Raw genomic sequence first — 16,348 nt, 5'->3', positions numbered from 1 at the left:
AGCACCGATCTCATGATCCCAGCCTGACACAGCAAAAAAGGACAGACCGCCCAAACGGGCGGTCTGTCCTTTTTATGTGTACCGGAATACCAAGTTTGAAAAGCCAGGAGGCGAGGCAGACGGAACTGCTTCGTTTCCTGGCTTTTGTCGTGCTGATGCGCTGCTTAGAGCAGAGAGAGCGGTTTATTTACTGCGGGGGAAGGGGGCTACTGGAAAACGGCCGCCGAGACATCCACCGAGTGGCCGCAGCGGTTGTCAATGTCAATGCCGTTGCCGGAGAACACCGAGCCGTCAAAGTAGATGGTCATGTCGGTGGGCACATTCTCCAGCAGCACGGCGGTGCCGTTGTTCAGGAACTGGTTGTCCTCGTACAGGTCATGGGAGGCGGACTGGCCGGTGGAGTTGAAGTGGAAGCCCACCTGGTTGTCGGTGAAGGTGCACCCGGTCACGTTGACCCAGGCCTCGCCGTAAGCCAGCACGGCGGTCTTGTAGCCGGTAAAGGTGCAGCCCACGGGCCAGCACTTGGCGGGGGCGGAGATGCCGATGTCCGTGCCGTCCCCCACAAAGTCCATGTCATAGAAGTAGTTGATCCAATAATAATTCCCGCTTCCGAGAGTGACGCTGCCGCGGAGGACGGTGCGCGCCGCGCTGTCAGTGGAGCCGTAGAAGTCGATGGAGCGGCCGGGCAGCTCCAGATCGCCCTCATAGGTCACGGCGGGCAGGTAGACCTCCACCTGGTCGTTGGCGGCGGTCTCGCCGGCGATCTGGTCCAGCAGGGCCTGGAGCTCCTCGATGGTGTCCATGGGGTAGTCCTGCCAGTTGTAGACATGGGTGATGATGGGGGTGATGTGGATGTTCTGCCGCACCCGGATCACGTCGCCGTTCTTCATCTGAACGGTCCACACCACCTGGGGCTCGCCGGAGCTGCCGGTAAAGTCCAGGTAGGACACCATGGCGGCGTCAGGGGAGTAGTCGTCGTGGCTGGGGACCGTGGCCGTGAGGGGAGAGGCGGCGTTCTCGTCCTGGACCACCTCCACGGTGACCTGCTCCACCAGAGGTTCAAATTCAGTCCAGGCGTCCGCGCCGGTGGCGGCGTCGTTGACGTACCAGCGGGAGGGCCAGCGGTAGTTGTCATCCGGGCCGCCCTGCTGATAGATGTCCGGGGCGCTCTGGCAGCGGTCGTTGGGCCAGGCCACCAGCAGCTGATAGGTCCTGTCTTCACTGGCATAGTACACCTCGCCCACACCGTCGTACTCCTGGGGGACATAGGCGCCGAAACGGTTCCACAGGATGGCCGCGGCGGCAGCGATGACAATCAGCGCCGCCAGGCACAGCAGGAGCACCCTGCGGAGGGGAACCGGTTTTCCGGCCTTTTTCCGGGAATGGACATCCCGGGCACAGTGGGGGCAGAAGGCGGCGTTCTCTGGCAGGTCCGCGCCGCAGTGGGGACATTTGCGTTCCATGGTATTTACTCCTTGATATCAAAGGTGGCCTGGGACAGGTCCAGGGGCTGGTCGCAGCGGTTGTCGATGTCGGTCTGGTTGTTGGAGAATACCGAGCCCTGGAAGTCCATGGTCACGTCGGTGGGGACGGCCTCCAGCAGCACGGCGGTGCCGTTGTTGGAAAAATGGTTGTCGTTGAACAGGGAGTGGTTGACGTACTCTCCGGTGCTGTTGAAGTCAAAACCCACCTGGTTGCCGTCAAAGCGGCAGCCGATGACGTTGACCCAGCAGGTGCCATAGGCCAGCACGCCGGTCTCCCAGTTGGTAAAGGAGCAGTTGGTGGCCCGGAAGAAGGCAGAGGTGGACACGCCGCAGCCCGTCCCGCTGCCTACGAAGTCCAGGTCCTGAAAATACATGATGTCACTGTTGGGACAGGTGACAAAGACGGTGCCGGTGAAGGTGGTGCGGCTGCCGTCGGCATCCGTGGAGCCGTACACGTTGAAGGGGCGGGCCTGGATGGTGAGCTCGCCCTCATAGGTCACGGCGGGCAGATGGAGGTTCACCACGGTGGGCAGGGGGACGTCCTTCTCGATCTGGTCCACCAGGGCCTGGAGGTCCTCCATGGTGTCCATGGGGTAGTCCTCCGGGTAGTAGTCCCTGATCTCAATGAGTTCCGGCTCATAGGTCTGCCGCAGGCGGATGGTGTCCCCGTTCTTCATGTGAAGGGTCCAAACCAGCTCCGCCGGGGTGCTCTCTCCGGTGAAGTCCAGCAGGGAGATGAGGGCGGCGTCGGGGAGGGCCTCATTATAGGCGGGCTGGGAGCATACCATAGGGGAGGGGCTGTCCTCCTGGTGAATGAACTCAGCGGAGGCCGACTCAACCAGCTCCAGAAAGGCCTGGTTGGCGTCCTCGCCGGAGCCGCTGTTGTTGATGTACAGCCGGGAGGGCATCCGGTACTGGCCGTCCGCCTCACAGGAGACGGTCAGCTGGGGCTGGGGGGTGAAGCGGTCGGCGTTGGAGCCCAGCAGCACCTGATAGACGGTGCCGTCCCCGGCGGTGTAGATCACCTGGCCGTACTCGTCGTAGGTTTTGGGCTTCAGCTTCAGCCACAGCCCGCCGGCCACGGCGGAGACAATGACCAGAACCAACAGGACGGTCAGCGCCTTCCTCAGCATGGGCACCGGCACCTTGGCTGCCTTGCGGCGGTGCACGGTCGTGGCGCAATGGGGACAAAAAGAGGCCTCCTCCGGCAGGTCCGCGCCGCAGTGGGGACATTTTTGTTCCATGGCTTATCCTCCGTTTCCCTGGTAGTCCAGCATGGTGTAACCCAGCAGATTGTAGTCCGCGTCCAGCAGCAGATAGCACATCCAGCGGCCCTCGTTGGGCAGGAATTCCTCCAGCCGCTCGATCTCTCGGCACTGCTGTTCCATATCCGGGTCGTGGAACTGAAGCCACAGGCGGTAGATCTGGGAGTCATCCTTCCGCAGCACCGGGCCCCGGCCCGTGTTGTAGCCCTTCAGGAACCACACCACCCCTGAGGTCTCCAGCTCCTCCGGGGGGATGTAGGTGGAGAAGAGGTTCTGCCATTCGTTCTCGAAGGCGGCGCTCTGCTCCAGGTAGAGGTCAGTGAAGTCGTAGTCGCACAGCGTCACGTCCAGCTGCCACTGGCCATCTCCCGGGTTGGCGGCCGGCCCCACGGAGTAGCCCATCAAGTGGGTGTTGCTGTCAAAGAGCAGCAGATGCAGGCTGTCGCCCCCGGCGTTGCGGGCGTTGAACTGGCCCCACTCCCCGTCGGAGCCGCTGGTACCCTGGGAGGACACCAGCGCGGCCATCTGGAAGCAGCTGACCAGGTAGTCGTCGATGTTGTCGCTGGTCAGGGAGGTGGTGCCGAAGTTGATATAGGTCACCTTGGGGAAGAACTCCCGCATCAGCTCGGCGGTGACCTTGACCATGCCGTCCTCGTCCTCGGTGAGCACCACTTGATGGACCTCCCCTTCGGGCAGGCCGGTGGGGGCGCTGCTGCGGAGAAAAAGGGCCAGCAGCCCGGCGGCAACTGCCAGGAGCACAAGCACAAGGACTGCGATTTTCAGCCTTTTCCGCCACAGGTGGGCGGGAACCTGGGCCGGCCTCCGGGTCCGGACGCTCTGGGCACAGTGGGGGCAGAAGGAGGCGTCCGCTGGCAGGGGGGCACCGCAGTGGGGGCAAAGGTGTTCCATGGCAAATCCTCTCTCTGTTCCGCGTCTCTGCGGGTTATTCAAAGGTGGCGTAGGCGATGTCCACCGGGTGGCCGCAGGGGTTGTCGATGTTCACATCGTTGCCGGTGAAGCGGGAGCCGATGAAATTGATGGTCCTGTCGGCGGGTACCTGCTTGAGGAGCACGGCGGTGCCGTTATTGCGGAAGGTGTTGTACTCAAAACGGGTATAGTTGGCGTAATCCCCGGCGCTGTCAAAGCAGAAGCCCACGGTGTTGTCCTCAAACCAGCAGCCCACCGGGTCGCACCAGTCGTCGCCGGTGACCAGTAGCCCGGTGTCCCAGCCGGAGAACAGACAGTTCTCCACCCGGCTCTCGGCGGAGACGGTGAGCCCCACGCCGGAGCCGCTCCCCCGGAAGTCGATATTCTGAATAAAGGATACCGGCTTTTTCTCTGGGGCCATCACCACCGGCCCGGTGAAGGCGGTGCGCATGTTCTTCTCATCCACGCTGCCGTAGAGGCTGACGCCCCGGCCCCGGATGGTGAGCCCGCCCTGGTAGTGGACCGGGGGCAGGTGGAGATACACCATGGCGGAGGGGGAGACCGTTTCGGCGATCTGGTCCACCAGGGCCTGGAGCTCCTCGATGGTGTCCATGGGGTAGTCCTCCGGGTAGTAGTCCAGGGTCTCCACCTGTTCCAGGTACAGCTTCTGCCGCAGGCAGATGGTGTCCCCGTTTTTCATGTTGAAGGTCCACACCAGCTCCGCCGGGCTGCTCTGGCCGGAGAGATTCACCACGGTCACCAGGGCCGCGTCGTCGTAGGTCTGGTACATGGGCTGGGAGCAGGTCATGGGAGAGGGGCTGTCCTCCGGTTGGATGAGCTGGGCGTAGAAGGTGTCCACCAGTTGGAGGAACATCTGGCTGGCGTTGTGTCCGCTCTCCACGTGGGTGATGAACAGGTTGGAGGCCCGCTCATAGGCCACATACTTCTCCGCCTGCACTGTATATTCCGGCTGTGGGCCGGAGGCGTTGCTCTGGAAGGTGAGGTAGAGATGGTAGGAATTGCCGCCGTTGGAGTATATCACCTCGCCGTAGGCGTCGTAGACATCGGGGGTGACGGCCCGGTACAGCGCCGCCCCCAGCAGAAGGCCGCCTGCCGTCAGCAGCACAAGTCCCGCCAGCAAGAGAGCCCGCCGGACCTTTTTCCGCCACATGCGGGCCGGTACCGCCACTTCCTTCCGGGGACGGACAGCCTGGGCGCAGTGGGGGCAGAAGGAGGCCTCCTCCGGCAGCGCCGCGCCGCAGTGGGGGCACGGCCTGGTCCTGCCGCTCATGCTACAGGGCCTCCATCAGCCGCAGCACGTTCTTGTACCGCCGCTGGGGGTTGACGTGGGTGCACCGGTCCACAATGTGCCCCATCCGCCCGCCTGCCAGCTTCCTGGACGGGTGCTCGCCGGTGAGCATCACGTTGATGAGGATGCCCAGGGAGTAGATGTCGGTGCGGATGTCCGACTGGGACAGGCCGTACTGCTCCGGGGCGGCATAGCCGGTGGTGCCCAGGATCTGGGTGTCGTTGTCGTGCTCGGGCTTGTGGAGCCGGGCGGCGTCAAAGTCGATGAGCACCGCCTCATTTCCCCGCAGGATGATATTCTCCGGCTTCACGTCCCGGTGGACCGCGCCGATGGAGTGGAGCACCCACAGGGCCCGGCAGACCTGGGTCACGATTTTCCTGGTCTCCTCCGGGGAGAAGAGGGCGCCTTTGAGGAGAAAGCCCAGGGTGTCCCCCTGAATGAACTCCTCCAGCACCAGATTTTCTCCGTCCTGCTCCGCCACCTCATAGATGGTGGGCAGATTGGGGCAGGTGTAGTCCAGCAGGGCGCGGTAGACCTCGGAATTGCCTGTAAAATGCCGCAGAATGAACTTCTGGCCGGTGGTTTTGTGGCGGATCAGGCGTACACTGCCCCGGGGACTCTCCTTCAGAACCCGGACAAGCTGATACTTCTCGCGCAGAATATCGGACAGCCAAGTATAAATGGAAATCACCCCAAAATCTAAAACACTATGCAGTGGGCATATTGTATCCTCATACCAAATGTTGTAGATTTAGTATATACGATTTACATTTGGAAGTCAAAGAGGAGTGAGAAGCGTGGAGGAGAAGACGACGGACGACCTGAGCCAGGAGCTGATGAGCAAAGACGATATCGACTCCTATATCAAGGAGAACCGCTTCTATTTTTTAGATCGGAGCATTCCTGAGCTGCTCAATACGCTCTATGATAAAAAGGATATCTCCAAGGCGGCCCTGGCCCGCAAGGCGGGGATGAGCGAGGTATACCTGCACCAGGTCTTCTCCGGGCGGCGGAAGCCCTCCCGGGACAAGCTGCTCTGCCTGTGCGTGGGACTGGGCGCAACGCTGGACGAGACCCAGCGCCTGCTCCGGCAGGCGGCCCTGGCGGAGATCTACCCCAAAAACAAGCGGGACGCCATCATCGGTTTCGGCATCACTCACCATATGGAGCTGAGCGAGATCAACGACAAGCTCTTTGCCGAAAACGAGAAGACCCTGTTTTAAGCAGCCCAGGACGGGAATGCCGGGCTGTTTAGAAAATCCAGCATGATTACAGGAGGAACGTGCGAATGAAACAGAAGAAGTTCATTTCCATGCTGGCGGCAGGCGCGCTGTGCCTGTCGCTGCTGCCCACGTCGGCCTTTGCCGCCGAGAGCATGGACAACTTCAAGACCGAGCGGGACTACCCCGCCGGCCAGTTCACCGATGTGGTAGCCGGCAGCTGGTACGCCGGGAGCGTGGAGACCGCCTACGAGCTGGGCCTGGTGGAGGGCACCAGCAAGACCACCTTCTCCCCCAACGACCCCATCACCATCAGCTCCACCCTGGCCCTGGCCTGCCGCCTATACAGCACCTACTACGGCGACAACGCCACCTTCACCGGCGGCACCATCTGGTACCAGCCCTATGTGGACTACGCCATTGCCAAGGGCATCATCACCTCCGGCCAGTTCACCGACTACAACGCCAACGCCACCCGCCGGCAGTTCGCCGCCATCATGGCCAAAGCCCTGCCCGCAAGCGCCCTGAAGTCCATCAACACGGTTGAGGACGGCGGCATCCCCGACGTGGCCTCCGGCAGCGCCAACTACAGCGACATTTACACCCTCTACCGGGCGGGCATCCTCACCGGCAGCGACAAGGCGGGCACCTTCCTGCCCGAGACCACCATTGACCGGGCCTCTGTGTCCGCCATCCTCTCCCGCATGGCCATGCCCAGCCAGCGCCAGTCCATCACGCTGAAGAAGGTGGAGGTGGCCGCCACCGCCATCAGCCTCAACCGCAGCACCCTGAGCCTGAAAAACGGCGAGACCTTCCAGCTCAACGCCACCCTGACCCCTGCCAACGCCAGCACCAAGGTGACGTGGAGCGTCAGCAACGACGTGGTGTCCGTCACGGACGACGGCAAGGTCACGGCCAAGCGGGCCGGCTCCGCCATCGTGACCGCCACAGCGGGCAACGTCAGTGCCAAGTGCTCGGTGACGGTCACCGACGTGGCCATCACCCGGGTGGACTTCACCGACTCCAGCGTGGATATGCTGGAGGGCGACAGCCGCAAGCTGTCCGTCTCCGTGGCCCCCTCCAACGCCAGCGTCAGCTCCCTCACCTGGAGCTCGGACAATACCAGAGTGGCCACAGTGTCCCAGGACGGCACCGTTACCGCCGTGGGCGAGGGTACCGCCAAGATTACCGCAAAGGCTCCCAGCGGCAAGTATGACACCTGCTGGGTCTATGTGGACAAGAAGGCCAGCGTCAGCGTGCCTCTCCTCAACCATGAGTACGGCCCCATGAACCTGACCAGCTATTACAGCAGCGGCAAGGTGATGGACACCAACAACATCACCTCCCTGGTCTTTACCAGCGTGGAGTACACCTCCAGCGGAGATAAGTATGAGGTGAAGGCCAGCATTCAGGGCCGGACCACCCGCAGCAACTGCACCGTTGAGCTGTATTTCTACGACGCCAACAACCGCGTCCTGGGGCAGGAGACCATGATCGAGCGGGTGACGGCCAATATGGATTACAACATCCAGGCTCACACCTATATCGACACGGATATCCTGGATAACGCCGTCAGAATGGAGTTCTACTACTACGGCACCCCTGCCGACTACAACGGCGGCGGCTCCGGCGGGTCTACCGGCGGAAATGAGGGCGGCTCCACCGGAGGCGACGAGGGCGGTTCCGGCACTGAGACCCCCGACTATGATTATCCCTATGATACCTATTACGGCTTTGAGGGCATCCCCTCCTTCGACGAGTTCACCAGCAGCAGCCGCACACAGATGGACTACACCGAGGGTAAAAAGGCTGGCTATATGTACGCCTCTGCTACCACAGCGGAGTTCGATTCGTACCGGGCGGCGCTGAAGGAATGCGGCTTCTCGGAGTCCCAGGTGGCCGGTATGTACTTCTACAGCAAGGGAACCCATGGCACCAACGACTACTGGGAGGTCCGGTGCGGCACGACGTCTTCTCCCTATGGAGAGGTGTCTGTAATGGTCTCTATCTCCCACATCAAGTCCACCAACGAGTGGTAAACAGCCTAACAGTGTGCCCCCGCCGGCCGGCGGGGGCACAGTTCTTCTATACTGCATGCAAAAAGCGCCGCCCGTCCCACAGGGGACAGACGGCGCTTTATACTACCGGTTAAATTGGGGGATTACACCCAGCCCTGAGCCATCATAGCGTCGGCAACCTTGATGAAGGCGGCCACATTGGCGCCCAGGACATAGTCCTCGGGGGTCTTGCCGTACTCCTGGGCGGCGGCGGACATGTTCTTGTAGATGTTGGACATGATGTCCTTCAGACGGCTGTCAACCTCCTCGAAGGTCCAGGACAGGCGCAGACTGTTCTGGCTCATCTCCAGGGCGGAGACGGCCACGCCGCCGGCGTTGGCGGCCTTGCTGGGCACGAACAGGATGCCGGCCTCGGCGAAGGCGTCCATGGCCTCCAGGGTGGAGGGCATGTTGGAGCCCTCGGTGACCATCCAGCAGCCGTTCTTCAGCAGGCTCTTGGCGGCATCCAGGTCGATCTCGTTCTGGGTGGCGCAGGGCAGGGCGATGTCGCAGGGGATGGTCCAGATGCCCTGCCAGCCCTCGTGGTACTCGGCCTGGGGGTGGGTCTCCACGTACTCGCGGATACGGCCGCGGCGGACTTCCTTGATCTCCTTGATGGTGGCCACGTCCACGCCGTTGTTGTCCACGATGTAGCCGTTGGAGTCGCACATGGCGATGACCACGGCGCCCAGCTCGGTGGCCTTCTCAGCGGCGTAGATGGCCACGTTGCCGGAGCCGGACACGATGACCTTCTGGCCCCGGAAGCTCTTGCCCTTGTGGGACAGGACCTCGTTGGCCAGGTACACCACGCCGTAGCCGGTGGCCTGGGTGCGGGCCAGGGAGCCGCCGTAGCTCAGACCCTTGCCGGTGAGCACGCCGCAGTACTGGCCGGTGATGCGCTTGTACTGGCCGTACAGGTAGCCGATCTCGCGGCCGCCCACGCCGATGTCGCCGGCGGGCACGTCGCAGTCGGGGCCGATGTGGCGATAGAGCTCAGTCATAAAGCTCTGGCAGAAGCGCATGACCTCGTCGTCGCTCTTGCCCTTGGGGTCAAAGTCGCTGCCGCCCTTGCCGCCGCCGATGGGCAGGCCGGTGAGGGAGTTCTTGAAGATCTGCTCAAAGCCCAGGAACTTCATGACGCTCTGGTTGACAGTGGGGTGGAAGCGTAGGCCGCCCTTGTAGGGGCCGATGGCGCTGTTGAACTGGACGCGGAAGCCACGGTTGATCTGGTACTCGCCCTTGTCGTCGATCCAGGGCACACGGAAGGTGATGATTCGCTCGGGCTCGGTCAGCCGCTCCAGGAGCTTGGCCTTCTGATACTCGGGGTGGCGCTCCACGATGGGGCGCAGGGAATTGAGCACCTCAGTGGCGGTCTGCAGGAACTCCGGTTCGTGGGGGTTCTTCGCCTTGACGTCCGCCAGTACCTGACTCACATAATCCATGATGTTTACCTCCTGATCTGTAGAGCGGCCTCCTTAAATATATATGGAGCCGCGTCTGAGATATATCTGCGGTAGCCCGGGGCGCCCTCCGCCGCTGAGAAAATGGACGGCGCTGCCCTGCGCACTACATTGGAAATAGTATACTGTCTTACCCCCGGTATCTGTCAATAGTTTTTTGCAGGATTTTTCAAAAAACTTGCGTAAAAAACCGTTCAGCCCGTAGGAATCCATATGTCGGGGAGAAATCAGGCAAGTTTTGTCCTTGGGGGCTGCACTTCTCAGAACAGATTGATGAATGCGTTGATCTCGGAAAAGAGCTTTTTGTTCTGGCTCCAGATGAGGCAGACCCGGGGGCTGAAGTTCAGATCCTCCAGGTGGCGGATGACCAGAGAGGAGTCCGTGTTGATAACGGCGGAGGTGTAGGGTGCGATGGCGATGCCGATGCCGGCCTGCGCCCAGCTGAGGGAGGACTGAATCCCATCGTTCTCGCATATGATGTGGGGCGTAAAGCCGTGCTTGCGGCAGGCGGTGACCAGCATCTCCCGGTAGCGGCGGTGGGTCACCAGCGGCTTGCCCTGAAGATCCTCCAGGGGAATGGTATCGCTGTCGTTTCCCTCAAAGAAATAGGGCTTGGCCAGGGCCACGAAGTGGTCCGCCTCACCGGGCGGGAGGAGCGGGTTGCGGATGGGCACCACGTGGAAGGTGGTCACATTGAACGGCTCGCGCACAAAGCCGATGTCTGCCTCGTTCTCCCGCAGTGCGGACAGGACGGATTCCGTGCGCCCCTCCACCACCTGAAAGTTTACATAGGGGTAGGCGCTGCAGAAGTGGGCGATTTTCTCAGGAAGAATCTGGCTGTTGATGGAACCAATGGTGGCGATGCGGATGATCATGTTCCGTTCCTGAGAAATAAGCTGGATGTCCCTGGACGTCTCCTCCAGCAGAGCCAGGATGGCCTGGGCACGCTCCCGCAGAAGAGTCCCCGCAGGCGTAATTTCAAGATGGCGCTTGTCACGGATGAAGAGGGGGGAACCCAGCTCCTCCTCCAGCAGCTTGAGCTGAAGGCTGACGGGCGGCTGAGATACATTTAGGCTCTGCGCCGCGCGGGTAACGCTGCCCATCTTGGCAATTTCAAGGAAATATTCCAGCTGTTTTAGTGTCATTGCACAAATCAACCCCTTGATAATCTGCTATATTGAACAATAGACATATATAAAAAATATATAACAATCGGCTTTTAGAAGGATAAAAGTATTTGTCATGCCATAGGGAGAATGTTATAATATAGGCAATGAAGCGGATATAGTTTTCGTTTAAAATGCCGAGCAACCTTTATTACACAAATATTTAGGGAGCATAAAAATTAGACATTAGAGCAAAACGATATACAATTTTGCCGCATCACCCTATATTATAAATATATAGAAGCGGAAAAGCAAGGCTTATAGAGAAAAATTCCAAAAATTTGTACTGGCAGCTTGCCTGCCGCAGAAGAACCTTCTGGTTGCGAAACGTATTCCCCAAATACGTTTTTCAATAACAGCCGGCGACAGGGGCGGCTGCGGTGCGCACCGCACCGCCCCACCCTCAGGAATCCCCATCTACAGAATATGATATGAGAGGGAGGAAAAGTATGACCGAGCAGAAAAACACGCAAGAACTGACTGGCATTAGGAAGTACTTCAAAGAACAAAACATCGAGATTTCCTGGAACCGCATCGGCATTCAGGCTCTGGGCGGCATGGCTCACGGCTTGTTTGCCTCGCTCCTCATCGGCACGATCATCAATACCGTTGGTACCTTTATCCCGGGCGTAGTCGGCGAGTTCCTGATGAGCATCTCCGGCCAGACCTCCGCCGTACAGGGTGCGGCCATGGCTCTGGCCATCGGCTATGCCGTCAAGTGCGATCCCTACGTCCTCTATTCCCTGGCCACGGTCGGCTACGCCACCAACGCGTTGGGCGGCGCCGGCGGTCCTCTGGCCGTGTACTTTGTTACTCTGATTGCCATCTTCTTCGGCAAGCTGGTCTCCAAGCGTACTCCTGTCGACCTGATCGTTACCCCGGCTGTCACCATTATCGTCGGCGTTCTGGTCGCGCAGTTCCTGGCTCCGCCCATCGGCGCGTTCGCTTCCTGGCTGGGCACCATCATCATGTGGGCCACCGAACAGCAGCCCTTCTTCATGGGCATCCTGGTGTCCGTAATCGTGGGCATCGTTCTGACCCTCCCCATCAGCTCCGCTGCCGTGTGCGCGGCGCTGAGCCTGACCGGCCTGGCCGGCGGCGCGGCTGTTGCCGGCTGCTGCGCTCAGATGGTGGGCTTCGCTGTGTGCACCTATCGTGAGAACAAGATGAACGGCCTTGTGTCCATCGGCCTGGGCACCTCCATGCTGCTGGTTCCCAACCTGATGAGCAAGCCGATCCTGTGGCTGCCGCCCACGCTGGCCGCCGCCATCACCGGCCCCATTGCTACCTGCATTTTCAACCTGCAGATGAACGGTTCCCCCATCTCCTCCGGCATGGGCACCAGCGGTCTGGTTGGCCCCATCGGCGTCATCACCGGCTGGTTCACCCCCTCTGCTGAGGCTGTTACCAACGGCGCTGCCGCCATCGCCCCGGGTGCGATGGACTGGATCGGCCTGATTCTGATCTGCATCGTTCTGCCCGCTATCCTTGCCCTCGTGATTTCCGAGTTCATGCGTAAGCAGGGCTGGATCAAGGAAGGCGACTACAAGCTGGTCTAATTCCTGAGACGCCCCGGACGGCTACATATTGCAAACCGCAGCCGGGGCGCCCAGCACGACGGGCACCCCGGCTGATATATCAGGGTTTTCCCTGCACCTGAGGCGATACCCGATCCCTCCGCAGGCGGGACCGGTAGAGCAAATATTTTTCCCAGCACGTCATGAAAAATGGTAAAACGCCGATTTAGCACCGGCTAAAAGATGAAAGGAGTTTTTCACAATGAGCATGACAGTCATTAAGAACATCGGCACCATCCTCAGCGGTGACATCAACAAGCCTGTTCTCGAGGGTGACACCATCCTGATTGCCGACGGCAAGATCAAGGCCATCGGCGGCGACGCTCTGGCCGCTATCTCCACCGCCGAGATCGCTGCCGAGGTGGAGAAGGGCACTGTCATCGACGCTGCCGGCGCCACCGTCGCTCCCGGTCTGTTCGACACCCACGTCCACACCAGCCTGGGCGACTATGCTCACCGCCAGTTCGCCAGCAACTTCATCGAGGGCGAGCTCCACGGCGGCGTGACCACCATCATCTCCGCCGGTGAGTGCCACACCCCCGGCCGTCCCAAGGATCCCGCCGGCACCAAGGCTCTGGCCATCCTGGCTCACAAGTCCTTCGACGCCCTGAAGCCCGGCGGCGTGAAGGTCCACGGCGGCAGCGTCATCCTGGAGAAGGGCCTCACCGAGGCGGACTTCGCTGAGATGGCCAAGGAAGGCGTCTGGACCGTCGGCGAGATCGGCCTGGGCAGCGTGAAGCAGCCCGAGGATGCCGCTCCCATGGTCGAGTGGGCCCACAAGTACGGCATGAAGGTGCAGATGCACACCGGCGGCACCTCCATCCCCGGCTCCTCCACCGTCACCGCCGCCCAGGTCATGGCCACCAAGCCCGACGTCATCTCCCACATCAACGGCGGCCCCACCGCTATCCCCCTGCACGAGGTGGACAAGCTGATGGACGAGACCACCTTCGCCATGGAGATCGTCCAGTGCGGCAACCCCAAGGTCACTGATTACGTCGCCCGCCGCGCCAAGGAGAAGGGCCAGCTGGGCCGCATCATCTTCGGTAACGACGCCCCCTCCGGCACCGGCATCATCCCCCTGGGCATCCTGCGCAACATCTGCCAGGTGGCTTCCATCTCCGGCATCCCCGGCGAGATCGCCATCTGCATGGCCACCGGCAACGCCGCCCGCGTGTATGACAAGCTGAACACCGGTATGATCGAAGTGGGCCGCGAGGCCGACCTGATCTTCCTGGACGCCCCCATGGGCTCCGTGGCCAACACCGCCGTCGAGGCTTTCGAGTGCGGCGATATCCCCGGCCTGAGCATCATCATGGTGGACGGCGTGGTCAAGGCTGCCAAGAGCCGCAACACGCCTCCCTGCAAGCGTCCCGCCAAGGTCCTGTAAGCGGAAAAATTGACATGAGCCTGCCGCCCCGCAGAGGGATTTGGGGCGGCAGGCCTATCATACAGAGGAGGCTCAACATTACATGGTCATTGTGAACCTGGAAGCCTGCAAGGGCTGCATGATCTGCCAGAAGAACTGCCCCCTGGACGCGGTCCATGTGGTGGAGCGCAAGGCGGTTGTGGATGCCGAGAAGTGCTGCGAGTGCGGCGTGTGCACCCGCGTGTGTAAGTTCGGCGCCATCTCCAAGCCCGCTGAGATGAGCGAGAACTGCGCCGTCTGCTCCCACTGCTCCGTGCAGTGCCGTGTCCCCCTGGGCCACACCGGCGCCTGCAAGCGCTACACCAACGTCAACGGCGAGCTGGTGCGTAACCGCAAGCTGGAGATGACCCCCAACAGCCAGGTGGTCTACCCTGACAAGCGCCTGGAAGGCCCCCTTACGACTGCCGTGGGTGCCGGAACCAACTACCCCTGCATCCGTCCCGCACCCCACATCGTCTCCGGAGTCCGGGACGGCGTGGAAGTGGTGACCGTGGTGACCGAGGCTCCCCTGAGCTACTCCGCCGTTGTGGTCAAGCTGGACACCAACACCTACATCGGCGAAGAGGGCGATCCCGTCTACCGTGACGGCAAGCTGGTGGGCATGGTCAACACCGAGGAGTACGGCTCCAAGATGATCGCCGTGGGCGGTGCCAACAAGCTGACCGGCCCCGACGGTTTCATCGTGGCCCGCACCATCACCGAGCTGGCCAACGGCGAGCAGGTGGAGCTCTCCGTCAACAAGAAGATCAAAGTCGTCGTGCAGCAGGGCAAGCCCCCCATCATCAACGGCGTGCAGGAGTCCAAGATGCGCATCGGCTGCGGCAGCGCTACCGTGGGCCTGTTTGCCAAGAAGATGAAGGAGGCCGTTGACGAGTGCATCGTCATCGACCACCACGTGGTGGGCCTGTTCACCGAGCACCTGGCCGGCGCCGACGTGGGCATGGAGTGGTCCGGCGTGATCCCCAACGCCCGCAAGTCCTCCCGCGGCCGTTACTTCGGCGAGCACGGCACCGGCATCGGCGGCACCACCATCGAGACCCCCCGCGACGCCATCAAGAGCGTGGACATGACCCGCGCCCACGCCGGCATGCAGATCCTGGTGCTCAACACCACCGGTGAGATCCGCGCCCTCTTTGAGGTCCAGGCCGACGGCGACGTGAAGGAGATCCCCATGACCGACAAGGCCACTGCTCTGGCTGACGACATCATGAACAACTGTGAGCAGTCCCTGACTAGCGTCATGTACACCGGCGGTACAGGCGGCAGCGCCCGCGGCGGCGTCTGCTCCAAGCCTCTGGCCATCACCAAGGCTGTCCACGAGGGCAAGGCCGTCCTCACCATCGGCGGTGCCCCCGCCTACATCCTGCCCGGCGGCGGCATCGACTTCATCGTGGACGCCGGCAAGATGGTCAACCACGGCGTGACCTGGGTGCCCACCCCCGCCACTGTGGCGCCTGTGGAGTACACCATGACCAAGGCCGACTATGAGGCCATCGGCGGCCATATGAACTGCATCCAGCCTGTCGACGAGCTCCGCAAGGAGATTGGCGAGTAAATGACGGCTGAAAAGGACTGGGTCCGGGAGCTGGCTCCGGGACAGGTGTACTTCGATTACGGCCCCGTTTCCATGGTGGTCACCGCGGTGCGGAACGGAGCGGGCGACAGCGCATTGTGCGCAGCGGCTGCGGAGATTGTGGAGAACAACCTGCGCACCCTGGGCCAGTCGCTGGACATGCTCCGCCGCTACCCCGCCCACGTGGACCCGAAAGCGCTGACGGGCACGGCCCGCCAGATGGCCGACGCGGTGCTTGCCACCGGGGACCCCTGGCTGACGCCCATGGCGGCAGTGGCCGGAGCCATGTCCGACGCCGTGGCCGACTTCCTCTGGGAGCGGGGGGCGGAAAAAGCCACCGCCAACAACGGCGGCGACGTGGCCCTCCGCCTGGCCCCCGGTCAGAAGCTGGATATGGGCATCCTGTATGATCTGAACCGGAACGGAGTGGACCGGGTGGTCCGCATTCTTCCGGAGCACGGAATCGGCGGGGTGGCCACCAGCGGACTGGGCGGCCGGAGCCTGACCACCGGCATTGCCAGCAGCGTGACGGTGTTCTCCGCCCGCTGCGCCAGGGCCGACGCCCTGGCCACCCTCCTGGCCGACCGCTCCTACATCGAATCGCCCGCCGTCCACACCTGCCTGGCGGCAGAGGTGGACCCGGACAGCGACATCGCCGACCTGACCGTGGTCACGGCGGTGGATGCACTGACGGACGGGGAGAAGCGAAAGGCACTGGATCAGGTGCTGGCTGAGGCTGAGCTCCAGTACCGGCGCGGCGGCCTGCGGGCCTGCGTGGCGGCGGTGCAGGGTATGACAGCTACCTTTGACCCGGAAAAGATCCTCAACGACAGATGACCCGAGCGGCAGGACGCCTGCGGGGCGCCCCGACCGGCCGAGAC

Annotated in this window: 13 protein-coding genes and 1 pseudogene; 6 read left to right on the top strand and 8 right to left on the bottom strand. The window is 61.9% G+C overall.

The window, feature by feature from the left end; all coding sequences use genetic code 11:
- Positions 1-206: 206 nt before the first annotated feature.
- The 6 genes and pseudogenes from Q0K23_RS08165 to Q0K23_RS08145 all read right to left on the bottom strand — a co-directional run bounded on the left by Q0K23_RS08165 (position 207) and on the right by Q0K23_RS08145 (position 5,676).
- Positions 207-1,463, bottom strand: coding sequence for a zinc ribbon domain-containing protein (locus tag Q0K23_RS08165; RefSeq protein WP_294520506.1), 1,257 nt, complete (start codon positions 1,461-1,463; stop codon positions 207-209).
- Positions 1,464-1,468: 5 nt separating this feature from the next.
- Entirely contained in the window at positions 1,469-2,728 is a 1,260-nt protein-coding gene (locus Q0K23_RS08160; RefSeq protein WP_294520503.1) for a zinc-ribbon domain-containing protein, read from the bottom strand.
- Positions 2,729-2,731: 3 nt separating this feature from the next.
- Complete coding sequence (locus Q0K23_RS08155) at positions 2,732-3,508, bottom strand: hypothetical protein (RefSeq protein ID WP_294520500.1); 777 nt, start codon at positions 3,506-3,508, stop codon at positions 2,732-2,734.
- Between the two features lie 81 nt (positions 3,509-3,589).
- A pseudogene (locus Q0K23_RS12725) lies at positions 3,590-3,658 on the bottom strand (zinc-ribbon domain-containing protein); the annotation flags it as partial.
- Between the two features lie 34 nt (positions 3,659-3,692).
- On the bottom strand, positions 3,693-4,967 hold the full coding sequence (locus Q0K23_RS08150; protein ID WP_294520497.1) for a zinc-ribbon domain-containing protein: 1,275 nt from the start codon (positions 4,965-4,967) through the stop codon (positions 3,693-3,695).
- Between the two features lies 1 nt (position 4,968).
- Positions 4,969-5,676 carry a serine/threonine-protein kinase gene (locus tag Q0K23_RS08145; protein WP_294520494.1) on the bottom strand — a complete coding sequence of 236 codons (708 nt, stop codon included), beginning with the start codon at positions 5,674-5,676 and terminating at the stop codon, positions 4,969-4,971.
- 106 nt (positions 5,677-5,782) lie between these two features.
- Between Q0K23_RS08145 and Q0K23_RS08140 the strand changes: the two genes are divergently transcribed.
- Together Q0K23_RS08140 and Q0K23_RS08135 are read left to right on the top strand one after the other, a co-directional pair.
- Positions 5,783-6,208, top strand: coding sequence for a helix-turn-helix domain-containing protein (locus Q0K23_RS08140; protein WP_294520490.1), 426 nt, complete (start codon positions 5,783-5,785; stop codon positions 6,206-6,208).
- 65 nt (positions 6,209-6,273) lie between these two features.
- A complete protein-coding gene (locus Q0K23_RS08135; protein ID WP_294520487.1) occupies positions 6,274-8,244 on the top strand; it encodes an Ig-like domain-containing protein in 1,971 nt (656 codons plus the stop codon).
- 122 nt (positions 8,245-8,366) lie between these two features.
- Here Q0K23_RS08135 and gdhA read toward each other — a convergent pair whose 3' ends face one another.
- Positions 8,367-9,704 (bottom strand): NADP-specific glutamate dehydrogenase, encoded by a 1,338-nt coding sequence (gdhA, locus tag Q0K23_RS08130; RefSeq protein ID WP_294520484.1) that lies wholly within the window; start codon positions 9,702-9,704, stop codon positions 8,367-8,369.
- Between the two features lie 278 nt (positions 9,705-9,982).
- Positions 9,983-10,867, bottom strand: coding sequence for a LysR family transcriptional regulator (locus Q0K23_RS08125; RefSeq protein WP_294520481.1), 885 nt, complete (start codon positions 10,865-10,867; stop codon positions 9,983-9,985).
- A gap of 470 nt (positions 10,868-11,337) precedes the next feature.
- Between Q0K23_RS08125 and Q0K23_RS08120 the strand changes: the two genes are divergently transcribed.
- The 4 genes from Q0K23_RS08120 (at position 11,338) to Q0K23_RS08105 (ending at position 16,304) form a co-directional block, all read left to right on the top strand.
- Positions 11,338-12,447: a PTS transporter subunit IIC gene (locus tag Q0K23_RS08120; protein WP_294520478.1), complete on the top strand. Its 1,110-nt coding sequence runs from the start codon at positions 11,338-11,340 to the stop codon at positions 12,445-12,447.
- Positions 12,448-12,667: 220 nt separating this feature from the next.
- On the top strand, positions 12,668-13,855 hold the full coding sequence (locus Q0K23_RS08115) for an amidohydrolase family protein (RefSeq protein ID WP_294520475.1): 1,188 nt from the start codon (positions 12,668-12,670) through the stop codon (positions 13,853-13,855).
- Between the two features lie 82 nt (positions 13,856-13,937).
- Positions 13,938-15,449 carry a DUF362 domain-containing protein gene (locus tag Q0K23_RS08110; RefSeq protein WP_294520472.1) on the top strand — a complete coding sequence of 504 codons (1,512 nt, stop codon included), beginning with the start codon at positions 13,938-13,940 and terminating at the stop codon, positions 15,447-15,449.
- Positions 15,450-16,304 carry a hypothetical protein gene (locus tag Q0K23_RS08105; protein ID WP_294520469.1) on the top strand — a complete coding sequence of 285 codons (855 nt, stop codon included), beginning with the start codon at positions 15,450-15,452 and terminating at the stop codon, positions 16,302-16,304.
- Positions 16,305-16,348: the final 44 nt, after the last annotated feature.

This window comes from uncultured Pseudoflavonifractor sp. (assembly GCF_944387275.1).
Lineage (GTDB): Bacteria > Bacillota > Clostridia > Oscillospirales > Oscillospiraceae > Pseudoflavonifractor > Pseudoflavonifractor intestinihominis.
The sequence above is the reverse complement of the archived record's forward strand: the minus strand, read 5'-3'. Positions and strand labels throughout refer to the sequence as shown.